Below are 399 nucleotides of genomic sequence, written 5' to 3' on the forward strand. Positions count from 1 at the left end.
GGCCATGGCCCAGGTGCAGCTGCAGGAGTCTGGGGGAGGATTGGTGCAGGCTGGGGGTTCTCTGAGTCTCTCCTGTGCGGTCTCTGGACGCACCTTCGTGGGTTGGTTCCGCCAGGCTCCAGGGAAGGAGCGTGAGTTTGTAGCTAGTACAACCTGGCTTGGTGGTACAAAAGAATATCAAGACTCTGTGAAGGGCCGATTCACCATCTCCCGAGACAACAACGAGAACACGGTGACTCTACAAATGACAAGCCTGAAACCTGAGGACACGGCCGTTTATTATTGTGCAGCCACGACTAATATTACAGTCTTTATTGGTACTAACTACCGCCGCGCTAGCGCGTATGACTACTGGGGTCAGGGGACCCAGGTCACCGTCTCCTCACACCACCATCACCA

The 399-nt window shown here is 55.1% G+C and carries 1 protein-coding gene; it reads left to right on the plus strand.

Annotated elements, in window-relative coordinates:
* Window positions 1-97 precede the first annotated feature (97 nt).
* A partial coding sequence (locus OO258_RS27355; protein ID WP_266035029.1) for a hypothetical protein occupies window positions 98-399 on the plus strand: 302 nt, incomplete at its 3' end.

Origin of the sequence: Pseudomonas sp. DCB_BI, assembly GCF_026240995.1 — a bacterium.
In the GTDB taxonomy this organism is placed as follows: Bacteria; Pseudomonadota; Gammaproteobacteria; order Pseudomonadales; family Pseudomonadaceae; genus Aquipseudomonas.